Source organism: Streptomyces roseifaciens, from assembly GCF_001445655.1.
In the GTDB taxonomy this organism is placed as follows: Bacteria; Actinomycetota; Actinomycetes; order Streptomycetales; family Streptomycetaceae; genus Streptomyces; species Streptomyces aureoversilis.
Genome location: NZ_LNBE01000004.1, coordinates 3,302,864 through 3,319,223, shown reverse-complemented (window position 1 = coordinate 3,319,223; position 16,360 = coordinate 3,302,864). Strand labels below are relative to the sequence as shown.

At 73.4% G+C, this 16,360-nt stretch carries 12 protein-coding genes and 1 tRNA gene; 4 read left to right on the top strand and 9 right to left on the bottom strand.

Annotated features, from left to right (window positions below; all coding sequences use genetic code 11):
- Window positions 1–38 precede the first annotated feature (38 nt).
- The 5 genes from pth to AS857_RS31975 all read right to left on the bottom strand — a co-directional run bounded on the left by pth (window position 39) and on the right by AS857_RS31975 (window position 4,201).
- Window positions 39–629 (bottom strand): aminoacyl-tRNA hydrolase, encoded by a 591-nt coding sequence (gene pth, locus AS857_RS31995; RefSeq protein ID WP_058047200.1) that lies wholly within the window; start codon window positions 627–629, stop codon window positions 39–41.
- Between the two features lie 98 nt (window positions 630–727).
- Window positions 728–1,297, bottom strand: coding sequence for a 50S ribosomal protein L25/general stress protein Ctc (locus AS857_RS31990; RefSeq protein WP_058046638.1), 570 nt, complete (start codon window positions 1,295–1,297; stop codon window positions 728–730).
- Window positions 1,298–1,520: 223 nt separating this feature from the next.
- Window positions 1,521–2,495: a ribose-phosphate diphosphokinase gene (locus AS857_RS31985; RefSeq protein ID WP_058046637.1), complete on the bottom strand. Its 975-nt coding sequence runs from the start codon at window positions 2,493–2,495 to the stop codon at window positions 1,521–1,523.
- A gap of 73 nt (window positions 2,496–2,568) precedes the next feature.
- Window positions 2,569–4,023, bottom strand: coding sequence for a bifunctional UDP-N-acetylglucosamine diphosphorylase/glucosamine-1-phosphate N-acetyltransferase GlmU (gene glmU / locus AS857_RS31980; RefSeq protein WP_058046636.1), 1,455 nt, complete (start codon window positions 4,021–4,023; stop codon window positions 2,569–2,571).
- A 107-nt stretch (window positions 4,024–4,130) separates the two neighbouring features.
- Window positions 4,131–4,201, bottom strand: a tRNA-Gln gene (locus tag AS857_RS31975).
- Between the two features lie 161 nt (window positions 4,202–4,362).
- Between AS857_RS31975 and AS857_RS31970 the strand changes: the two genes are divergently transcribed.
- Entirely contained in the window at window positions 4,363–5,763 is a 1,401-nt protein-coding gene (locus AS857_RS31970) for a sensor histidine kinase (protein WP_058046635.1), read from the top strand.
- Window positions 5,764–5,827: 64 nt separating this feature from the next.
- Here AS857_RS31970 and AS857_RS31965 read toward each other — a convergent pair whose 3' ends face one another.
- The gene (locus tag AS857_RS31965) at window positions 5,828–6,337 is read right to left on the bottom strand and encodes an SUKH-3 domain-containing protein (RefSeq protein WP_058046634.1); all 510 of its coding nucleotides are present in this window, start codon (window positions 6,335–6,337) and stop codon (window positions 5,828–5,830) included.
- A 5-nt stretch (window positions 6,338–6,342) separates the two neighbouring features.
- Window positions 6,343–6,939: a YwqJ-related putative deaminase gene (locus AS857_RS31960; protein WP_058046633.1), complete on the bottom strand. Its 597-nt coding sequence runs from the start codon at window positions 6,937–6,939 to the stop codon at window positions 6,343–6,345.
- Window positions 6,940–7,331: 392 nt separating this feature from the next.
- Between AS857_RS31960 and AS857_RS31955 the strand changes: the two genes are divergently transcribed.
- The 3 genes from AS857_RS31955 to AS857_RS31945 all read left to right on the top strand — a co-directional run bounded on the left by AS857_RS31955 (window position 7,332) and on the right by AS857_RS31945 (window position 12,144).
- Complete coding sequence (locus AS857_RS31955) at window positions 7,332–8,309, top strand: SMI1/KNR4 family protein (protein ID WP_058046632.1); 978 nt, start codon at window positions 7,332–7,334, stop codon at window positions 8,307–8,309.
- 7 nt (window positions 8,310–8,316) lie between these two features.
- Window positions 8,317–11,043, top strand: a complete 2,727-nt coding sequence (locus tag AS857_RS31950) for an SUKH-4 family immunity protein (protein WP_058046631.1) — start codon at window positions 8,317–8,319, stop codon at window positions 11,041–11,043.
- A gap of 207 nt (window positions 11,044–11,250) precedes the next feature.
- Window positions 11,251–12,144 carry a coiled-coil domain-containing protein gene (locus AS857_RS31945; protein WP_079110767.1) on the top strand — a complete coding sequence of 298 codons (894 nt, stop codon included), beginning with the start codon at window positions 11,251–11,253 and terminating at the stop codon, window positions 12,142–12,144.
- A gap of 323 nt (window positions 12,145–12,467) precedes the next feature.
- On the opposite strand, the gene AS857_RS31940 is transcribed toward AS857_RS31945, so the two are convergent.
- A complete protein-coding gene (locus tag AS857_RS31940) occupies window positions 12,468–14,288 on the bottom strand; it encodes a lytic transglycosylase domain-containing protein (protein WP_058046629.1) in 1,821 nt (606 codons plus the stop codon).
- A 119-nt stretch (window positions 14,289–14,407) separates the two neighbouring features.
- Window positions 14,408–16,114 carry an MFS transporter gene (locus tag AS857_RS31935; RefSeq protein ID WP_079110765.1) on the bottom strand — a complete coding sequence of 569 codons (1,707 nt, stop codon included), beginning with the start codon at window positions 16,112–16,114 and terminating at the stop codon, window positions 14,408–14,410.
- Window positions 16,115–16,360: the final 246 nt, after the last annotated feature.

The following is a 16,360-nucleotide window of genomic DNA, read 5'->3' as shown; positions in this document are numbered from 1 at the left end:
CACTCGACGCGGCGTCGAGGCCGCGCCCGTCCCCGGCCTCAGATGTTGTACGTGTTCTGCGCCCGCTCCAGGCCGTCCACGATCAGCGCCTCCACGGCGTCCGCGGCCCGGTCCACCTGGTAGTCGAGCTCCTTGCGCTCGGTGGACGAGAAGTCCTTGAGCACGAAGTCCGCCACCTGCATCCGGCCCGGCGGCCGGCCGATGCCGAACCGCACCCGGCAGTAGTCCGGGCCCAGGGCCTTGGTGATCGACTTCAGGCCGTTGTGGCCGTTGTCGCCGCCGCCGAGCTTCAGCCGCAGCGTCCCGTAGTCGATGTCCAGCTCGTCGTGGACGGCGATCACCCGGTCGGCGGGCACTTTGTAGAAGTCGCGCAGCGCGGCCGTCGGGCCGCCGGACAGATTCATGAACGACATGGGCTTGGCGACCACGACCCGGCGGCTGGAGGGCCCGGGCGCGCCGAGCCGGCCCTCGACCACCTGCGCCCGCGCCTTGTGCGCCTTGAACTTCGCGCCCATGCGCTCCGCGAGCAGGTCCGCGACCATGAACCCCACGTTGTGGCGGTTGCCCGCGTACTCCGGCCCGGGGTTGCCCAGGCCCACGATCAGCCAGGGGCTGGAGTCGTCCGTCATCTGCATGTCTCCTTCATAACCAACCGCTCAAAGCCGACCGCCGTCCCACTCCGGCGGAGCGGGACGGCGGTCGAAAGAAAAGCCGGGAGGGGCGAGGATCAGGCCTCGGTGCTCTCGGCCGCAGCCTCGGTGGAACCGGCGACGACGTGCAGGACGACGGCGTCGGCGTCGACGGCCAGCGCGACACCGGCCGGCAGGACGACGTCCTTGGCCAGGACGGAGGCGCCGGCCTCCAGGCCCGCGATGGAGACGGTGATGGCCTCGGGGATGTGGGTGGCCTCGGCCTCGACCGGCAGGGCGGTCAGGGTGTGCTCGAGCAGGTTGCCGCCCGGGGCCAGGTCGCCCTCGGTCTGGACCGGGACCTCGACGGTGACGGTCTCGCCGCGCTTGACGACCAGCAGGTCGACGTGCTCGAGGAAGCCCTTGAGGGCGTCACGCTGGACGGCCTTGGGGATGACGAGCTCGTCGCGGCCCTCGATGTCCAGGGAGAGCAGGACGTTCGGGGTCTTCAGAGCCATCATCAGGTCGTGGCCCGGCAGGGTGACGTGGACCGGCTCGCCGCCGTGGCCGTAGATGACCGCGGGAACCTGGTTGGCGCGGCGGATGCGACGGGCGGCGCCCTTGCCGAACTCGGCACGGACCTGGGCGGGGATCTTGATCTCGGCCATGGTGCACTCCTCGTGAGCGGTGGATCGGTGGACCGTTACCCGGCCACATACGGACCTGCTACGAAGAGCGCGTCGATAACGGACCGCCGCACATGAGTGCGGCCTCCCTCGCCGAGCAACTCGTGGAGTGTACCCGGCGGGGGAGGCCGCTCAGAAATCGATCAGGGCCGCGCGACAACAGGCCGATCGTTTTTGCAGCCGGCAGGTCAGACCTGCCGGAGGCTCACTGCTCCTCGAAGAGGCTCGTGACCGAGCCGTCCTCGAAGACCTCGCGCACGGCGCGCGCGATCGTCGGGGCGATCGACAGCACCGTGATCTTGTCGAGCTCCAGCTCACCCGGGGTCGGCAGGGTGTTGGTGAAGACGAACTCGCTCACCTTGGAGTTCTTCAGGCGGTCCGCGGCGGGGCCGGAGAGCACACCGTGCGTGGCCGTCACGATGACGTCCTCGGCGCCGTTGGCGAACAGGGCGTCCGCGGCGGCGCAGATCGTGCCACCGGTGTCGATCATGTCGTCGACCAGGACGCAGACGCGGCCCTTCACGTCACCGACGACCTCGTGCACCGTCACCTGGTTGGCGACATCCTTGTCACGGCGCTTGTGGACGATGGCGAGCGGGGCGCCGAGGCGGTCGCACCAGCGGTCGGCGACGCGCACGCGGCCGGCGTCCGGGGAGACGACCGTCAGCTTCTCGCGGTCGACCTTGGCGCCCACGTAGTCGGCGAGGATCGGCAGCGCGAACAGGTGGTCGACCGGGCCGTCGAAGAAGCCCTGGATCTGGTCCGTGTGCAGGTCGACCGTGAGGATCCGGTCCGCGCCCGCCGTCTTGAACAGATCGGCGATCAGACGGGCCGAGATCGGCTCGCGGCCGCGGTGCTTCTTGTCCTGGCGGGCGTAGCCGTAGAACGGCACGACCACGGTGATGGAGCGGGCCGACGCGCGCTTCAGCGCGTCGATCATGATCAGCTGCTCCATGACCCACTTGTTGATGGGAGCCGTGTGGCTCTGCATCAGGAAGCAGTCCGCGCCACGTGCCGACTCCTGGAAGCGGACGTAGATCTCGCCGTTGGCGAAGTCGAATGCCTTGGTCGGGACCAGGCCGACGCCCAGCTGGTGCGCGACCTCCTCGGCAAGCTCGGGGTGGGCGCGGCCGGAGAAGAGCATCAGCTTCTTCTCGCCGGTCGTCTTGATCCCGGTCACAGCACAGTCTCCTTGGATGTCGCTTTGTGTGCGCTTATCACGGTACGCCCCGCACGGCGCACCCGTGTCACGGTCACTGCTCGCCGTCGGTCTCCCGGCGAGCGGCGGAAGCGGCCTGTGCGGCTGCGCTTCCCGGGCGCTTACGTGCCACCCAGCCCTCGATATTCCGCTGCTGTCCACGTGCGACGGCCAGCGAACCCGGGGGCACATCCTTGGTGATGACCGAGCCGGCGGCGGTGTACGCGCCGTCCCCGATCGTGACCGGAGCCACAAACATGTTGTCCGATCCGGTGCGGCAGTGCGAGCCGATCGTCGTGTGGTGCTTGTTCACACCGTCGTAGTTCACGAAGACGCTCGCCGCGCCGATGTTGGAGTACTCGCCGATCGTCGCGTCACCGACGTACGACAGGTGCGGCACCTTGGTGCCCTCGCCGATCTCGGCGTTCTTCATCTCGACGTACGCGCCGGCCTTCGACTTCGGGCCGAGCTTCGTCCCCGGGCGCAGGTAGGCGAACGGGCCGACGGTCGCGCCCTCGCCGATCAGCGCCGAGTCCGCGACGGTGTTGTCGACGCGGGCGCCGGCGCCCACGGCGGTGTCCGCCAGGCGCGTGTTCGGCCCGACCTCGCTGCCGGTGGCCAGGCTGGTGGCGCCGGTCAGCTGGGTGCCGGGGTGGACGAGCACGTCGGGCTCGAAGGTGACGGTGACGTCGATCCAGGTCGACGCCGGGTCCACGACCGTCACGCCGCTCATCATCGCCGCGTGCAGCAGCCGCTCGTTGAGCAGTCTGCGGGCCTCGGCGAGCTGGACGCGGTTGTTGATCCCCAGGATCTCCCGGTGATCGCCGGCGACCGCGGCGCCGACGCGGTGCCCGGCCTCGCGCAGGATGCCCAGGACGTCGGTCAGGTACTCCTCGCCCTGGCTGTTGTCCGTGCGCACCTTGCCGAGCGCGTCCGTCAGCAGCTGGGCGTCGAACGCGAACACCCCGGAGTTGATCTCCCGGATCGCGCGCTGCCCCTCCGTGGCGTCCTTGTGCTCGACGATCGCGGTCACGGCGCCGCTGTCGTCGCGGACGATCCGCCCGTAGCCCGTCGCGTCGGGGACCTCGGCGGACAGCACGGTGACGGCGTTGCCGTCGGCGGCGTGGGTGTCGCTGAGGGTCTTGAGCGTGGCGCCGGTCAGCAGCGGGGTGTCGCCGCAGACGACGACCACGGTCCCGTCGAGGGCGATGCCGCTGTTCGACAGCTCCTCGAGGCCCATGCGCACGGCGTGGCCGGTGCCGTTCTGCTCGTACTGGACGGCGGTGCGGACCTCGGGGTCGATCTGTGCGAGGTGTGCGGAGACCTGCTCGCGTGCGTGCCCGACGATCACGACGAGGTGCTCGGGGTCCAGCTCGCGGGAGGCGGCGACGACGTGGCCGACGAGGGAACGTCCGCAGATGGCGTGCAGGACCTTGGGGGTCGCCGACTTCATGCGGGTGCCCTCACCCGCTGCGAGAACGACGACGGCTGCCGGGCGGTTGGCGCTCACGGGTGTGCCCTTCGGCTTCGGGTGGTGGACATCCGAAGGATACCGGTGCGTTTTACTGCTGAAACGCGGGCGGGTCCCGACCCGGCGGTCGAGACCCGTACATCCAGCTCCCGGGGAAGGAATCGAACCCTCATTCAATGAACCAAAATCATTTGTCCTGCCATTAGACGACCCGGGATGGTTCGCCCGTGATGCCCGATTCACTTGATCGGACGCGCTTGCAGCCAACACTATGCCGTACGGCCGCCCGTCGACGCGACGGTGCCGGGCACGTCGGCCGGGCCGCGAGGGCGGGAACGGGCAGGAAATGGGGTGGCGGGCTTCCGTAGTCTGGGTGGTATGACCACAACGGGGGCAAACGCGGAGGCGGGCGTGCGCGGCGCGCCGGACGGGCCTTGGTGGTGGGCGCGGCGGCGCAGCATGGTGCTCGACGTCGTGCTGGCGCTGGTGTCCGCCCTGGAGTGCGCGGCGGAGGGCGCGGGATTCGCGGACGAGCACGGGGGCCCGGTGGCGCTCGCCGTCGTGGTGGGTGCGCTCGTCGGCGGCACGCTGCTGTTCCGGCGCCGGTGGCCGGTGGCCGTGGTGCTGCTGGGCATCGCGATCACACCGGCCGAGCTGGGCTTCCTGCTCGGCATCGTCGGCCTGTACACGCTGGCCGCGTCGGACGTGCCGCGCCGGCTGACCGTCGTCCTCGCCGGGGTGTCGGTGGCGGGGACCTTCCTCGTGACGTTCATCAAGTTCCAGCGCGACATAGCCGCCGGGGAGGGGTACCAGCCGGGCCCCTGGATGATGCTGTTCTTCGCGTCGCTGGTGGCGCTGGGGCTCACGGCGCCGCCCGTGCTCCTGGGGCTCTACGTGGGGGCGCGGCGGCGGCTCGTGGAGAGCCTGCGGGAACGCGCGGACGGCCTGGAGCGCGAGCTGTCGCTGCTCGCGGAGCGGGCCGAGGAGCGCGCGGTGTGGGCGCGCAACGAGGAGCGCACGCGGATCGCGCGCGAGATGCACGACGTGGTGGCCCACCGGGTGTCGCTGATGGTCGTCCACGCGGCCGCGCTGCAGGCGGTGGCCCTGAAGGACCCCGAGAAGGCGTCGCGGAACGCGGGCCTGGTGGGCGACATGGGCCGGCAGGCGCTGACGGAGCTGCGGGAGATGCTCGGCGTGCTGCGGACCTCCTCCGAGGGCATGGTGCCGGAGGCGTCCTCGGCGGCGGACTCGCGGCGGCTGGCGGAGGTCGCGGCGGCGGCCTCGGCGCGGGTGACCGCGGGCGTGGGCGCCGGTGCCGCGGGCGGGACCGCCGCCCCCGTGAGCGAGCAGCCTGCGTCCGGTGACGGTCCGTGTCTGGACGGCCTGGAGGATCTCGTCGGCCAGTCGCGGGCGGCGGGCATGGCCGTCGAGCTGTCCGTGGAGGGCGTGGAGCGTGCGTACGGCGCACGGGTGGAGAGCACGGCGTACCGCGTGGTGCAGGAAGCGCTGACCAACGTCCACAAGCACGCGCCGGGGGCGAAGGCCGTCGTGCGCGTGGCGCACCGCGAGGACGAGGTCGCGCTGCAGGTGGAGAACGGGCCGTCGGAGGGCGGCGCCGCCGCACCGGGCCTGCCGAGCGGCGGCAACGGCCTGGTGGGGATGCGCGAGCGGGTCTCGGCGCTGGGCGGGGTCTTCGTGTCGGGCGCCACCGACGCGGGCGGCTTCCGGGTGTCGGCGGTGATCCCGGCGATCGTGGAGAGCGGGGGCTCGCCGGCCTGACCGGCGCCCGGTTCCGAACAAGGCCGGTTCTCGCCCGGCCTTTGGCCGGTTCGCGTTGCTCCGGTCAGCGGCGTCCCATGCCCGCCGACAGCCGCGAGGGCCGGGTGCCGTTGACGAGCGTGGCGATGGCGTGGTCGATGTCCGAGCCGAGGTACCAGTCGCCGGTGTGGTCGAGGCTGTAGACGCGGCCGTGGGCGTCGATGGCGAGCAGCGCCTGCCCGTCCGCCTCCTGCCCGAGCGGGCACACCTCGGCCCCCAGCGCGCGCCCCAGGTCGGCGACGGTGCGCGCGAGGTGGAGCCCGTGCAGCGGGTCGATGTGGAAGGGCGTGGGGGCGATGTGCCGCCCGGTCCCGGTCCCGGCGATGTGCAGGCCCCCGAACTCCGCCCAGGCCTCGACGGCGGCCGGGAAGACGGTGTGCCGGTGCCCGGCCGGGGAGGTGTGGGCGCGCAGGGCGTCGGCCCAGTTCTCGGCGGCCTTGATGTCCCAGCGCCCGGGCTGCCACCCGGCCTCGCGCAGGGCGGCGTCCACGGCGGCCGGGAAGCGGGTGGCCGCGGTGCGGTCGAAGGCGCGCATGCCGGTCAGCCCCTGTCCTTGGTGATGGAGGCCTTCGTGGCGGCCTTGGAGATGGCGGCCTTGGCGGGGGAGGCCTTCGCGGGGGCGGCGGGGTCGACGCTGCGTACGCCGAAATGGCTCAGCAGCGCCGTACAGGAGCGGCAGGGCGGGGCGTACGCGCCGTGCCGCGGGTCGCCGTCCTCACGGATGTGCCGGGCGGTGAGCTTGGCGTGCTTGAGGGCGCGCCGGGCCTCGCCGTGGGTCAGCGGTTTGCGGGAGGCGCGTTTGCTGCGCGCGCTCTCGAAGGCGCCGAGGAAGCGGGTCAGGAGGAGCGCCTCGGGGCAGCGGCCGGTGAAGCGCTCGCGCCGGTCGCTGGTGAGGGTGTCGAGGAAGTCCTGGACCAGCGGGTGCAGCGCAGGAGGCACCTCGGCCTTGCCCGCGGTGCAGGTCAGCGTCTCTCCACGGACGGAGAGGGCGGCGGCCACGGCGGGCAGTATGCCGTCGCGGCGGTGCAGCAGGGCGGGGGGCCGGTCGGCGTCCTCCGTGCTCCAGGTGAGCCGGGGGTCGCCGGAGGCCGCCGTGCCGTGGTCGTCGGCGGGCGGTCGGTCCTGAGTCGTGTGCATGGTGGTTCTTCCCTCCCTGCAATCCCCCTGTTGCGGGGATCAGACTGCCAAACGGGACGGCAGGTGTGGAAGTCAGGTCGGGGTTGGCGGGGCGCCGTGTGATGTTCATGCGTCGGATGACCGGACCGGTGGGCCCGGCGGTGCGGCGGCCGGGAGGGGTTCACGGGGCGTGACGGCCGGGCCGGCGGCCGGGCGGCGGCGGTGCGGGCGGACCGGGGCGCGGTCCCCTCCTTGCGGTACCGCATAGGCTGTGCCGCACGGGGTGTTCTCGGCCATGGGGACACCGGCCGGCCGGGCCGCCCCGTGGCCCGGACGGGGGTCCGGTGACTCGCGGCGACCGCCGCGTTCGTCGGGGCCTTTCGGAGACACACAGTCAGCAGGGGGCTTCCGCCATGACGACAGGTCGGCTCGGGCAGCAGGCCGCGCCACCGAATGCGGCCTACGCCGGGCAGGTCGTGCACTTCCCGGACCCGGTCCGCGCCAGCCGCTATCCCAAGGGAGTGCGGATGGACGACGAGGGCCGTCCGGACTTCTCGCCGTACGCACGGGCGGCCGCGGAGATCGCGGAACCGCCCGAGGGCTTCGGCGTGGACGAGCTGCGGCTGACCGACTACGTGTCGGCGAACGCGGCGCTGCACGCCGCGGGCCACGAGCTGTGGGCCAGCCTGCCCTCGGTGGCGACGCCGCACGGCTGGACGTGGCACCACGTCGTGGGCACGCGCCGGCTGGAGCTGGTGCCCGCGGAGGTGAAGGCGCTGCTGCGGCACCACGGCGGGCTGGCGACGGCCGCCGTGGACCAGGACAAGCGGGGCACGCGCCCGCTGCAGGAGACCCGGCCGGTGCACTTCGTGCTGCCGCAGCGGGACCTCGCGGTGACCGAGGAACAGGTGCAGGGCGTCGAGGAGGACCTCGGCTACCGCCTCCCGGGCGCGTACCGGGCGTTCCTGAAGGCCGCGGGCGGCTGCGCCCCGGTGGGCGCCGCGCTGGACGCGGAGCTGGGCCTGCTGATCGACCAGCCGTTCTTCACCGTGCGCGACGAGGCGGCCGTGAACGACCTCGTCTACGTCAACAAGTGTCTGCGCGACCACTTCACCAAGGACTATCTGGGCGTGGGATTCGCCCAGGGCGGCGTGCTCGCCGTCAAGGTGAAGGGCGAGGCGATCGGTTCGGTGTGGTTCTGCCCCTACGACGACGCGCGCGACCGGGACGGCTGGACGGTGCAGGAGCGGGTGGAGCGGCTGCTGCTGCCCTGTGGTGAGGACTTCGACGTGTTTTTGTCGCGCTTGGCGGGTGGTCCGCCGGAGCTGGAGACGGTCGCCGGCCTGATGGTGGACGGCGGCTTCGCCTACGCCGTCCCGGTGGAGGGGTGAGCGCGCGGTGGTGACGTTCGCGCAGGCGCAGGAGCGCGGTGAGCGCTGGGCCAACGGTGACGTGCCGGCGTACCAGCACCGGGAGGTGCGGGTCCGCGAGTTCGACCTGGGCTTCGTGGTGTGGGCCGAGGACCGCGAGGACGGTCCGACGTCGGACGGCGGCCTGGTCCGGCTGGTGATCGCCCGGGACAGCGGGGAGACGACGCTGTGGCCGGGGCTGCCGGTGGGCGAGGTCATCCGGCGCTACGAAGAGGAGTACGGGGCCGTGCCCGTGGAGGAACCGGAACCGTCCGACGAGCCGCCGAAGCGGCTGGACCTGAACGCGACGTCGTTCCTGCTGAGCCCGCCGCAGTGGCTGCAGGACGCGGCGGACGCGATGGGGATCCCGGACCGCAGGACGGACGGGGGCACTTCGGGCGGCACGTCCGGCGGTGCGTCCGGTACGTCCGACACGTCCGGGGGCTCGGCCGCGGCGGCGCGTTCCGGGGCTTCCTCGGATGCGTCGCAGGGCGGGCCGGTGCCTGTGCCGCCGCCTGCGCCTGCGCCGAGCGCGGCGGATGCACCGAGCGAGCCGGTTGCTCCTGCGGCGTCGGCTGCGCCTGGCGGCCCTGCCGCCCCTGTTGCGCCGCCCGCGCCCGCGCCTGCGCCCGCTCCTGCTGTGGCGCCCGGGAAACCGGAGCCCGCCACGCCGTGGGCAGCGGCCGACACGCACACCGCGGATGACGACGACGACCGCTCGGTCGGCCTGCCCGCCACGGTGCTGGCGCCGGCCCTGTCGGGCACGGACGAGGACGACACCCCGCCGCCGGGCATCGGCCCGGAGGCGAAGACGGCCCTGATGGCGTCCGGCAGCGCGCTGCCGAAGACGGCCATCGCGCCCGCGATCGACGACCTGCCGGCGAGCGGGGGAGTGAGCGGTGCGCCCGTTCCGCCGCCGCTCGGCCCCGGTGCGCCCGGGGCTCCGGTTCCGCCGCCTCCGGGTCCGGGTGCCGGTGCGCCGTACGTGCCCGGGCAGTCCGGCGCTCCGGTGCCGCCCGGTGCGCCCGGTGCCGGTGCTCCGCAGGGGCCCGGGGCTCCCATGCCGCCGGCGCCTCCTGCCGCTGCCGGCGCCCCTGGTGCCGCCGCTGCCTCCGCTGCGCCCGGGATTCCCGGTCAGCAGCAGCCGGGTGCGGGCGTTCCGACGCCTCCCGGTGCGCCTGCCACGCCTGCTGCTCCGGGGATTCCGGGCCGGCCGGCGGGTGCCGGTGCCCCGACGCCTCCCGGTGCTCCGGGGCAGCCGGGGGCCGGCGCTCCCACGCCGCCCGGTGCGCCCGCCGCGCCCGGTGGCGGGGTGCACCACGCCGCGACGATGCTGGCCGGTCCCGGTACGCCGGGCATGCCCGGTGCCGCACCTGCCGCGCCCGGCGCCCCCGTACCGCCCGCCGCGCCCGGTCAGCCCACGCCGCCTCCCGCCGGACCCGGCGGGGTGCACCACGCGGCGACCATGCTCGCCAGTGCGCCCGGCGGACCGGCGGCCCCGGGTGCTCCCGGTGCCCCCGGCGCGCCGGGTCAGCCCCCGGCCGCCCCCGGCCGCCCGGGCACCCCGCAGCAGGGCCCGGGCACTCCGCCCGCGGGCCCCGGCGGGGTGCACCACGCCGCCACCATGCTCGCGAGCCCCGGCGGGCCCGGCATGCCCCCGGCCCCGCAGGGACCGGCCGCTCCGCAGGCCCCGGCCCCGGCGTACGGCTACCCCCAGGCGCCCACCGGTCTCCCGACCGTGGGCCCGGGCTACATGGCGGTCCTGCGCTACCGCGCGCACGACGGTTCCGAGCAGCAGCTCATCCGGCGCAGCGCGCCGGGCACGCCGCACCCGGAGTGGCAGATCCTGCACGAGCTGATGGGGCTGAACGTCCCCCGCGAGCAGGTGCTGGAGCTGCACACGGAGCTGGAGTCGTGCGACGGCCCCGGCGGCTACTGCGCCCGCATGGTGCGGGAGAACTGGCCGCAGGCGACGGTCAGTCACACGGCCGCGTACGGCCGCGACCACGCCACGCGCCAGCAGGGCGTCCGGCACCTCGTCGAGCATCAGGGCGAGCTGCACCAGGTCGCGGACGGCCCGGCCCGGACGGCGCCGAACCGGGTGCCGCTGCCGCACCCCGGCCAGGTGCAGCAGGCGCCGCCGGTGGGCCCGGACGTGGTGGCCCGGGAGCTGGCCGAGTCCTTCGGCCCGCAGGGCGTGTTCCGCTTCGAGCAGCGCGCGGTGTCGCGCCAGGGCGTGCCGGACGTCGTCGCGCAGACGCTGGTGTGGGCGGGCGTGCCCGTGGACTGCGGGCCGTTCTTCTGGGGCCAGGCGCAGCCGGGCCGGCCGGTGCCGACGCTGGCGGAGCTGGCGGCGGAGCGGCGGGTGCAGGCGGCGCCGGACGCGGGCTCGTACCTGGTGATGGGCACGGACTTCGGCAAGCAGCTGTGCGTGCAGTACGGCACGGCGCACATCGTGGCGGTGCCGCTGGAGGCGGGGCCGGGCGGTTCGTCCGTTCCTCCGCAGTTCGTCAACACGAGCCTGCCTCAGTTCGTTCGCTCTTTGGCGCTGCTCGGGAAGATGTGGCGCTGGCGCTACGGGTTGACGCCGGAGCAGGCGGGCCGCTGGACGGTGGATTTCCAGGAACAGCTGATGGCGCTGGACACGGCCGCGTTGGCGTCGCCGGAGAACTGGTGGTCGGTCCTGGTGGAGCAGATGTGGGACGGCCTGTTCTAGCCGCGGCGGCGGGGCGTTGAGGGCGCGGGGCGTCCGATCCGGTATGAGGGTCGGACGCCCCGTGTCGTAGGTTGGCGCATCCTTGACACAAGAAGCGGGCGGAGTGTCGCGTCATCGGCACTTCCCGTGGTCCGGGGATGATGTGCGCCAGACTGCGTCACATACCGGACATCCGGGATATAAGGGGCTTCAAGGATGAGTGCATCGGTGTCTCCCGACGGATTCTCCGTCGTACGGGGCCGGGGTTACCGGCCCGAGCAGGTGGATCGCGCTCTCGCCGAGTTCGCGCGGCAGCGGGACGCGGCCTGGGAGCGGGTGGCGCGGCTGACCGTACTCGCGCGCGAGATGGAGGAGGAGGCCCAGCGCCTCGGGCAGGTGGTGGCGCAGCTCCCACCCCAGACGTACGAGTCGCTCGGCCAGCGGGCGCAGGGCCTGCTCATCACCGCCCAGGCCGAAGCCGCCGGGCTGCGGGAGCGGGCCGAGGCCGCGGCCGCCGAGATGATGGACGCCGCGGAGGCGCACGGGCGGGCCGTCCGGGACGCCGCGCACGAGCAGTCGACCGCCCTGCGCGCCGAGGCGGACGAATGGGCGCGGCAGGCGCTCGTCGCCGCCGAGACCGTCGCCGACGACGTCGTCGCCGTCGCCCGCCGGGACGCCAAGCAGCGGCGCGAGGACGCGGCGGCGGCGCTCGCCGAGATGCGGGAACGTACCGCCGCGGCGCTCGCCGAGCAGGAGAAGGACCACGCCGAGCGCTGGGAGACCGCGGGGCGGGAGATCGCCGAGCGGGAGGCCGCGCTCGACACGCGCATCGCGGCGATGGAGGAGTACGCGCGCAACACCCTGGCCGAGGCCCAGCGGCGCTACGCGGAGGCGGAGGAGGCGGCGCGGCACGGCCAGGAGGACGCCGACGCGCAGGGGGCCGCCCTGATCGCGCAGGCGCGGGTCCGCGAGGAGCGGGTCGTGCGCGACGTGGAACGGATCCTGCGCGAACACGAGGAACGCCGCGAGGAACTGCGCGCACACATGGCCCACGTCCGCCACAGCCTGGCAGCCCTGACGGGCAAGCCGGTGGCGGAGGACTTGGGCGCGGGGGACAACTGAGCACGGCACCGATGACTGGTGCCGCGCGCATCCTCCACCACGACCGGGAGGCCGAGGGCGCCTGCACCCTCGAATCCGCCGCCGCGGCGGGATGAAGGATGAAGGATGCGGCGGCATCCTTCACCTGGGTCGTGGGCCAAGGGTGCCCGCACCCTTGAATCCGCCGCCGCGGCGCGCAACCACGATGGTGGAGCCCGGCGGTGCCTGCCCGGGCGGAGGCGGGTTCGGCACTGCCGAGTGCTGCTGTTGTGGCTGAGCGCCGTCGCGGCGGGGTGGAGGATGCGGGTGCATCCTCCACCTGGGCCGTGGGTCGTGGGCCGCCGCTACGCGGCCGGCTTCGGCGGCGCCGGAGGCGTGGGCGTTGTCGGGGGCATCGTCGTCTGCGCCGCGACCACCGTCAGGTGGACCGTCTCCACCTTCCCGTCAGCCGTCTCCAGGCGGAGCATGTAGGCGCCTGCCTTGTCGTCCGTCAGCAGCTTCGGGAGCGTCAGGACGCCGTCCTTGTCCGTCGTGCCCGCCTTCACGATGCGTACCGGCTTGCCGTCGGTGCCCTTGAAGTAGGGGCCGCCCTCCTCGGGGACGGTCTCCTTGTCGGTCTTGGTCACCGACACGGTGACCTCCGCACCGATCACGTCCTTGCCGCCCTCGCCGAGGACCTTGAACTGGATCCGGTCGGGGAACGCGCTGTTGGGCTCGGCCTTCAGCTTGGAGCTGTCCACAACGACGATCTGCTTCGCCGCCCGCACCTTGACCGTGCCCGCGAACTCGACCGCCGGGATGTCCCGGCCCACGACCTTGGCGGTCAGCGTGACCTTGCCGCTCTTCAGCCCCGCCACGACGCGCGGCGCGGTGGCCGTACCGTCCTTCGCCGTGGGGACGGTGATCGTGGTGGAGCCGTCCGCGAACGCGCCCCCGGCCTCGCCGCCGACCTCGAACCGTACGCGGGCGTCCGCCACCGGCTTGCCGGACTTGTCCTTGACCAGGACGCGGGCCTGCTCCTTGAACGTCTCGCCGGCGTAGGTCTCCCAGGCGCGGTCGTCGCCGATGCGCTCCAGACGGCTCGCGGGGGCGGGCGGGACGGGCTTGCCGGTGTCGCCACCGGGCTTGCCGCCGCCACCGGGCTTGTCGGTGCCGCCGCCACCGGGCTTGTGCGTGCCGCTGTCGCCGGGCTTGTCGGTGCCGCCCCCGGGCTTGCTGCCGCCCCCGGGCTTGTTGTTCCCACCGTTCGCCGGCGGGGCCGGCTTCGAAGGCTTGGGGGACGTCCCGGGCGTCTGCGGAGCCGACGGAACCGGCGGAACCGCCGGAGTACCGCTCCCCGCAGGCGTGTTGCCCGACGGCTTGCCCGGACGGTCCGGCAGGGAGGGCACGTTGCCCTCCTTGTAGGCGCGCATCCAGGACGTGACGGCGTTCACGTACTCGCGCGAGGGGTTGTAGCTGAGGATCGCCTTGTCGAGATCCGCGGCGCTGTTCATGTCCTTGCCGCCCGCGCACAAGTACTTGGCGGTGCCGAGCGCGGCGTCGTAGATGTTGTTGGGGTCCTTCTTGCCGTCGCCGTTGCCGTCGGCGCCGTAGAGCGCCCAGGTGGACGGCAGGAACTGCGTGGGGCCGACGGCCTTGTCGTAGGCCGTGTCGCCGTCGAGCGCGCCCCGGTCGGTGTCCTTGATGAGGGCGAAGCCGTTGCCGTTGAGCTGCGGGCCGAGGATCGGCTTGTCCGTGGTGCCGTCGGACGTCATACGGGTGCCCTGGTAGGTCCCGTGGTGCGTCTCCACGTTGCCGATGCCGGCTATGAGCTCCCAGGGCATGTGGCAGCCGGGCAGGTCGGCGGCCGCGCGCTGGGCGGCCTTGCGGTAGGCGTCGAGGGCGGTCGCGGGGATGCCCGTGGTGGCGTCCTTGGCGTCGTTCTTGCCGTCGCCGCGCGCGCCGGGCAGACCGCCGGGGCCCTTGGGTCTGAGGTCGGGCAGCGTGAGGTTGGGGGTGCCGTGCGGCAGGCCCTGCGGGTTCTTGGGGTCCTTGGCGGGGTCGTCCGAGTCCGCGGTGTTGTGCGCGGGACTGACGCCGACCGCTGCCGTGAGGCTGGCTACGAGCAGGGCCGTGCACAGACCCTGCCGGGAGACGCTGGCAGCGCGCGTAGGGAGAATCTTCACGATGCTGCTTCCTTCGGAGACCTGCGGCCCGTGCGAAGGGGGTGCACGACTTCCCCCCTCGGCCATGACCCCGAACACTAATTCCCTGTGGCCCCAATTGTCTTGCCCGATGGCCGCCTTCACGTATTATTCGCCCTTCGTTCCTCCTCAACTCCCGCCACTTTGCCCGTTTCCTGGTATTTGTCCGTGGCGGATTCTGCAGGGGCGTCCCCCGCGTGCACGGGGAAGTGCCGTGGCGCCAGGGTCAGAAGGGCGAGCAGTGCCAGCCCGGCCGCGCCGGCGGCCCCCAGGTAGACGTGGTCGACCGCCGCGGAGACGGCCTGCCGCAGATATCCGGCCGCTTCCGTCGTGAGGGACGTGCCCGCGTGCTCCAGGGCGCGCGAGACGGAGTCGAGGTCCGTGGGCAGCCCGGGCCGTACGGAGGCCGGGGCGTCCGCGAGGCGCGCGGCGAGCGTGCCGTTGGCGACGGCCCCGAAGAGCGCCGCCCCGACGCTCTGCCCGACCTGCCGGCAGAAGAGCACGGATGCGGTGGCGGTGCCGCGCTCCGCCCAGCCCACCGACGACTGCACGCCCACGATCAGCGGGAGCTGGAACAGGCCGAGGGCCGCACCGAGCGCCAGCATCACCAGCGCCGGCTGCCAGGCGGCGCCCGGGTGCGGGAGGAGCGGGAACGACAGCAGGATCAGCGCGGCGAGGCCGATGCCGAGGGCCGCACAGCTGCGGAACCCGATGCGGTTGTAGACGTGACTGCTCAGGGCGGCGGAGATCGGCCAGCTCAGCGTCATCACGGACAGCACGAGCCCGGCGGCGATCGGCCCCAGGCCGAGGACGGCCTGGGCGTACGTCGGCAGGAAGACGGTCGGCGCGATGATCAGGAGCCCGAGCGCCCCGAAGGAGAGGTTGACGGCGCAGATGGAGCGGCGGCGCCAGACCCAGCCGGGAATGACCGGCTCGGCCGCGCGCCGCTCGACGACGGCGGTCACGCCCGCGCACACCGCGCTGCCCGCGAAGAGCGCGAGGGAGGGCGGGGAGAGCCAGGGCCAGGCGACGCCGCCCTGCACGAGCGCGCAGAGCAGCAGGCCGCCGCAGGCGAAGACGCCCAGCGCGCCGGGCCAGTCGACACGCGCGCGCGGGCGCGCGTGGGTGCGGGAAGCGGGCTCGTGGAGGTGGCGCTTGACCAGCCAGAGGGCGACCGCGCCGACCGGCAGGTTGATGAGGAAGATCCAGCGCCAGTCGGCGTACCCGGCGAGCAGGCCGCCGAGCGCCGGCCCGGCGACCGCGGCGGTGGCCCAGACCGTCGACAGCCTGGCCTGGATCCTGGGGCGCTCCTTGAGCGGGTAGAGGTCGGCGGCGATCGTCTGCACGGTGCCCTGCAGGGCACCGCCGCCGAGGCCCTGCAGGACGCGGAAGGCGATGAGCGCGGGCATGCTCCAGGCGGCGGCGCACAGGGCCGAGCCGATGAGGAAGAGGACGATCCCGGCGAGGAGCACGGGCTTGCGGCCGAAGGTGTCCGAGAGCTTGCCGTAGACGGGGAGGGTGACGGTGACGGCGAGGAGGTAGCCGGAGAAGAGCCAGGAGAAGACGGTGAAGCCGCCGAGGTCCGCGACGATCTGGGGGACGGCCGTGGAGACGACGGTCCCGTCGAGGGCGGCGAGCGCCATGGCGAGCATGAGCGCGGCGACGACGGGTCCGCGGCGGGAGCCGGCGGGTGGCGGCGCCGCGTCCGGCGCCTCCCTCTCGGGTATGCCGCCGTCGGCCCCGTGCCTGCCGTCCTTGCCGTTCCTGTCGCCTGTGCCGCCGCCCTTGCCGCCGCCTGTGCCGCCCATGCCGCCCCCGAGGTTCGTTTCCCCTTGCACGCATTCGTTGGTCAGGGTCTCACTTGAGCCTTACGTAGCGGCAGGGTGCATGCTCGGGGTCCGTCAACCCCGAGAAGGACGAGCCCGGCAACGTCTTATCCCCTAGGGGACGTTCCCGGCTTTCTCCTGCTCGTCCCGCCGCCCGGTTCGTACCGCAGGGGGAGGAGCCGGAGCCCGCCGCTGCCTAGCCTTTTCGAGGGCGGCCGGAGAGCGGTG